This is a genomic window from Thermococcus sp. PK, from assembly GCF_000430485.1.
Lineage (GTDB): Archaea > Methanobacteriota_B > Thermococci > Thermococcales > Thermococcaceae > Thermococcus_A > Thermococcus_A bergensis.
Genome location: NZ_KE387149.1, coordinates 311,380 through 315,726 on the forward strand (window position 1 = coordinate 311,380; position 4,347 = coordinate 315,726).

5 protein-coding genes are annotated in these 4,347 nt (G+C 38.6%); 3 read left to right on the plus strand and 2 right to left on the minus strand.

All coding sequences use genetic code 11. The features are described from left to right. Positions 1-133: 133 nt before the first annotated feature. Together THEPK_RS12510 and THEPK_RS03595 are read left to right on the plus strand one after the other, a co-directional pair. Entirely contained in the window at positions 134-1,270 is a 1,137-nt protein-coding gene (locus THEPK_RS12510) for a glycosyltransferase family 4 protein (protein WP_083965025.1), read from the plus strand. 7 nt (positions 1,271-1,277) lie between these two features. Then, positions 1,278-2,384: a glycosyltransferase family 4 protein gene (locus THEPK_RS03595; RefSeq protein WP_232194520.1), complete on the plus strand. Its 1,107-nt coding sequence runs from the start codon at positions 1,278-1,280 to the stop codon at positions 2,382-2,384. On the opposite strand, the gene THEPK_RS03600 is transcribed toward THEPK_RS03595, so the two are convergent. Continuing rightward, complete coding sequence (locus THEPK_RS03600) at positions 2,355-3,566, minus strand: lipopolysaccharide biosynthesis protein (RefSeq protein WP_042698449.1); 1,212 nt, start codon at positions 3,564-3,566, stop codon at positions 2,355-2,357. The genes THEPK_RS03595 and THEPK_RS03600 overlap by 30 nt on opposite strands. A 101-nt stretch (positions 3,567-3,667) precedes the next feature. Further along, positions 3,668-3,883, minus strand: coding sequence for a polysaccharide biosynthesis-like protein (locus THEPK_RS03605; RefSeq protein ID WP_052315883.1), 216 nt, complete (start codon positions 3,881-3,883; stop codon positions 3,668-3,670). A gap of 123 nt (positions 3,884-4,006) precedes the next feature. On the opposite strand from THEPK_RS03605, the gene THEPK_RS03610 reads away from it, so the two are divergent. Continuing rightward, positions 4,007-4,312, plus strand: coding sequence for a glycosyltransferase (locus THEPK_RS03610; protein WP_255346945.1), 306 nt, complete (start codon positions 4,007-4,009; stop codon positions 4,310-4,312). Positions 4,313-4,347: the final 35 nt, after the last annotated feature.

Consider the following 4,347-nt stretch of genomic DNA (forward strand, 5'->3'; position numbering starts at 1 on the left):
TTCCCCCTTCTTTTTCTAAAGTACTGCCAGTAACTTAAACCTGACACCCCACAGCTTATCCTAACAGTATCAACTCGCACTTAGATACCTTTTTAACTAAAGCTTTAATAAGTTATCAAAGAGGTATGCTGAAATGAGAATCTTAATTATAGCACCAAAAGTATCTAAGCCATATGGGGGCCCGTCAACAGTAGCTTATAACACACTTAAGGGGTTCATAAAGATAAATAAAGAGTTGGAAAGAGAAGATATTGAAATCACCTTTCTTTCTATCAATGATAAAATCAAAAGCAAAAAATTAACGGACAACATCAAAATCGTTGGAACAAAAAGGCTTCCACCTGTAACATTTACTGGGGAACTTCAGGCTCTTCTTACAGCAAGAAAACTTGAAAAGCCAGATATCGTACACTCACATAACTTGTATGAAACTCTACCGTGGATCCTGAAGAAAGTCCCTACTATTTTTACCCTTCATGGTATAGTTTGGAAAGAAAAAATGTTTAAAAAGAGTCTATACGCAAAATTATGGTATTATCTTTATGAAAAAAGGCTAAGAGCGTACCATAAAAAGTTTACAAAATTCGTAGCAATATCTCCTTATGTTTTAGAAGAGCTAAACTCAAAAGGTTTTGATACGTCAAAAGCGGTAGTTATTGAAAATCCTGTTTCAGAGGAGTTTTTTAAAGTTGAAAAGAGAGAAGAACCGGTGATTTTGTATCCTGCTACTTTAATACCGCTTAAGAATCAGTTAGGTTTTCTTAAAGCAATATCTATACTTGAAAAAGAGTTAAAAGATTACAGAATAATTTTTGCTGGCGGTCCAAAAGACAAAAATTATGAGATAAAATTGCGAAGTCTTGCAAAGGAAACTAATCTTAACGTTGAATTTGCTGGTAAAGTACCTTATGAAAAAATGTTAGAACTTTATTCTAGAGCCTCAATTATTGCTTTGACTTCGTTCCAAGAAACCACTCCAATGGCAGTTGCAGAAGCAATGGCAACTGGAACTCCAGTAATTGCTTCAAGAGTTGGAGGGATTCCTTACATGATTGAAGATGGTGAAACTGGATTCTTAGTTGATCCAAACAACCCTAAAGAGATAGCTGAAAAGCTTGTAACGCTACTTTCAGATAAACATTTAAGATCGAAGATGGGAAGAGAAGGTAAAAAGGTAGCTGAAGAAAGATGGAAGGATGAAGTGATAGCAAGAAAACTTTTGGAAATGTATTTTTCTGCAATAGAACAAGATAAAAATACCAAGAGATGAACCAAATTTGGATTTAGCAATAGTATCTAATTATGGCCTTAATTCCGATGGAGGAGGAGTAAAAGTCTACACTCAAAACCTTGTCAAAGCCCTCCAAAAGAGAGGTATCCGTTTATTTTTGCTAATTCGAGAAGGAAACCCAACAGAAGTAGAAGAAAAACTGCCCGAAAATAAGATATTCTACGTCATTAAAGCTACTAGGCGACTCAATAAATTAAGACCGAAATTCGTTCTATCGCAAGGGGGTTGGTTTACAGCAATTCCAACGATGATTTACAAAATGCTTCATCCAAAAGCGAAGATAATTCATCTTTATCATACCCACTATGACCCACCAAAAAGTGTAAAACAGAAGATTGTTAGAGTTATTGAAAGATTGTTGATGACTTTCGTGCTTTCAAGGTTTGATTGGATATTGTTCGTGAGCAAGGCTCTTAAGGAAAATATAGAAAATAGTGGCGCTCTTAAAGTCTCATCTCGATGGGGTGTTCTTTACGGAGCACCAAGCGTTATTTATCCATATCCAAAAGAAGATGAGATCAAAAGCTTTAAAGAGAAATTTGGAATCAAAGAATCTAATTTCTATCTTCTCGGACACGGTCTTACAGCTCTAAAAGCAAAGGCTGAAGGAGCCAAGCTTCTTATTCAAGCTTTGCTCTATCTTCCGGACAATTTTTACCTGATTTTAACAAGAAATGGTAGATTTGTTGAAGAACTGAGGAGATTTGCACAGAAGCTTGGTGTTGAAAATAGAGTGATCTTCACAGGAGACCTTGAAAATCCCCATGTTGCCACAGTTTTATCAGATGTTTATACTCACATAACCTTCGGAGAAGGAGGATTATCATTAGCTTTACTTGAAGTTATGGCAATCGGGAAGCCAATAATAGCAAGCAAGGTTGGAGGGGTCCCAGAAGCAATAAGAGATCCCTCAGAAGGGATACTTGTTGAGAATGAAGTTAATTATGTAGTATCTGCAGCAACCCTCCTTATGGAAAGCCCAAAGTTACGCAGAAAGATGAGTACTATATCAAAGAAAGCGGTTAACAAGAGGTTCTCATGGGGAAAGACTGCAGGAGAACTTTTAAATTTCTTTTCTAATAATCACTCCTAAAGCTCCGATAACCCCTAAATAAGCTCCAATCCAGCCCAATCCTACTCCCATAATTCCCATCTTCGGCACCAGTAAATAACTCAGCCCTAAGAATAACACGGCTTTTAGCGTATTTATCACCACTATATCCTTCACCCTCTTCTGGATGTTCAGCACCGTTAGGGCAAAGTTCACGAGCACAACAAGGAACCCACAGAAAGCCATAAGCCTCAACAAGGGCAGCCCTCCAACGTATCCCTCACCAAAGAACCTTAAAACATAGCCTCCAAAACTCCACACTCCAATGATAGCAGCAATCAAGTATGCATAACTGAAAGTTATTGCCTTCTTTAGAGTCCTCCTCATGTTTTTAAGCCCATGGCTTCCCTCAACGAAGAAGGAAGTGTTTATCGCGTTTGGCACAAACAAGATGAGGTTTCCTATTGAAAAAGCAATGTAAAAGTAAGCCGCTTCCTCTTTTCCCAACATGCTCAAGACCAGTGTCGGCATGAAGTAGTTGGGAGCTATATTCGCTATGTTGGCCAAGTAATTGCCCACTGAAAAGTTGAAGGCCTCCCTGATGAACTCTCTGTCCATCTTTATCGTCGGGATACCCACCATGAAAACGGCGTACCCCACGGCGAGAATAAGCCCTAACCCAAAGGATGAGATTATGCCAAGTACTCCCAGTGAGGTTAAAAACACCAGAAATACAAACCTCCCTGCGAATAGAAGGTTCTGCAAAAAAGCATGCTCGGCCTGCCTCCGGGCTATTGCATATGTGGATAAGACGTTATAAAACGTTCCGATAACTGAAAACAGCACAAAAAGTCCCAGAAAATCCCACCCAAACTCCTTAAATGACTCCGAATTAAGCATAAGTAACCCATAGGCGATCGAGAGGACTACACCTGCTACGCCCGTTACTGGGAGGGCACTACTTACTGCTTTCTCCTTATATTCGGGGTAAAATCTTATTATCGCAAAGTTCATGCCCAGCATTGAGAGTTGGAACGTTAGGCTAAGAGCCGAAACGATGGCACTCGCAACTCCCACATCTTCTGCAGGATAAAGCCTTGCAGCGATGGCCCAGAAGAGAAAACCTGCAACAGCACTAGTTAAAGATGCCAGAGAGATATATATGGAGTTCTTGTAAAGTGGGCTTTTGAAGTTTCTGAACTCCTGTTTTAGAAGCTCAAGCATTTTTCCGACCTCCCTTAAACTTCACTTAGGAATGGTATTTAAAAACTTTCACCAAATGCTTTCCCAATTATTCCCAAATCTAGAAACTCTTTTTCCAGTACTCAGAATGTAATTGTAAAAAACCTAGAGTTATTCAAAACTAAGGTAATACTCAGAACGATTAACACAAAATTAAGTACTCCATACTCTTCAACAGAAAAATACCTTGCAATTATAACTCTAATCAAAAAGCCAAAGAACATTGAAATAACTATTCCCGCAAGAATAATCCCAGCTCCTCTTGCTATCTTCTGCAGCGCGAGAGTTGTCTGATCCATTAAACTCACCTGAATAGATTCAATTTGGTGATTATTAAGTCCACATCGCCAAGGAACTTATAAATTTTTCAATTCTAAAGATTCTTAGTTCTGGTAGTTGTACTTTTTGGTCTCTTCTTTTTTATGTGTTCTGTTTTCTTAAATACCTTTACCCTTGGAATGGTAATTGCAGAAGCAATGGCAACTGGAACTCCAGTAATTGCTTCAAGAGTTGGAGGGATTCCTTACATGATTGAAGATAGTGAAACTGGGTTCTCAGTTGATCCAAACAACCCTAAAGAGATAGCTGAGAAGCTTTTAACGCTACTTTCAGATAAACATTTAAGATCGAAGATGGGAAGAGAAGGTAAAAAGGTAGCTGAAGAAAGATGGAAGGATGAAGTGATAGCAAGAAAACTTTTGGAAAACCCTAGTTCCCACCATCTGTGAAGTTGTATAATCTGTCCAGATTCACGGCCAGAATC

Coding starts and splice junctions, on each gene's coding strand:
- THEPK_RS12510 (WP_083965025.1), top strand. CDS start 134: ATGAGAATCTTAATTATAGCACCAAAAGTATCTAAGCCATATGGGGGC.
- THEPK_RS03600 (WP_042698449.1), bottom strand. CDS start 3,566: ATGCTTGAGCTTCTAAAACAGGAGTTCAGAAACTTCAAAAGCCCACTT.
- THEPK_RS03605 (WP_052315883.1), bottom strand. CDS start 3,883: ATGGATCAGACAACTCTCGCGCTGCAGAAGATAGCAAGAGGAGCTGGG.
- THEPK_RS03610 (WP_255346945.1), top strand. CDS start 4,007: ATGTGTTCTGTTTTCTTAAATACCTTTACCCTTGGAATGGTAATTGCA.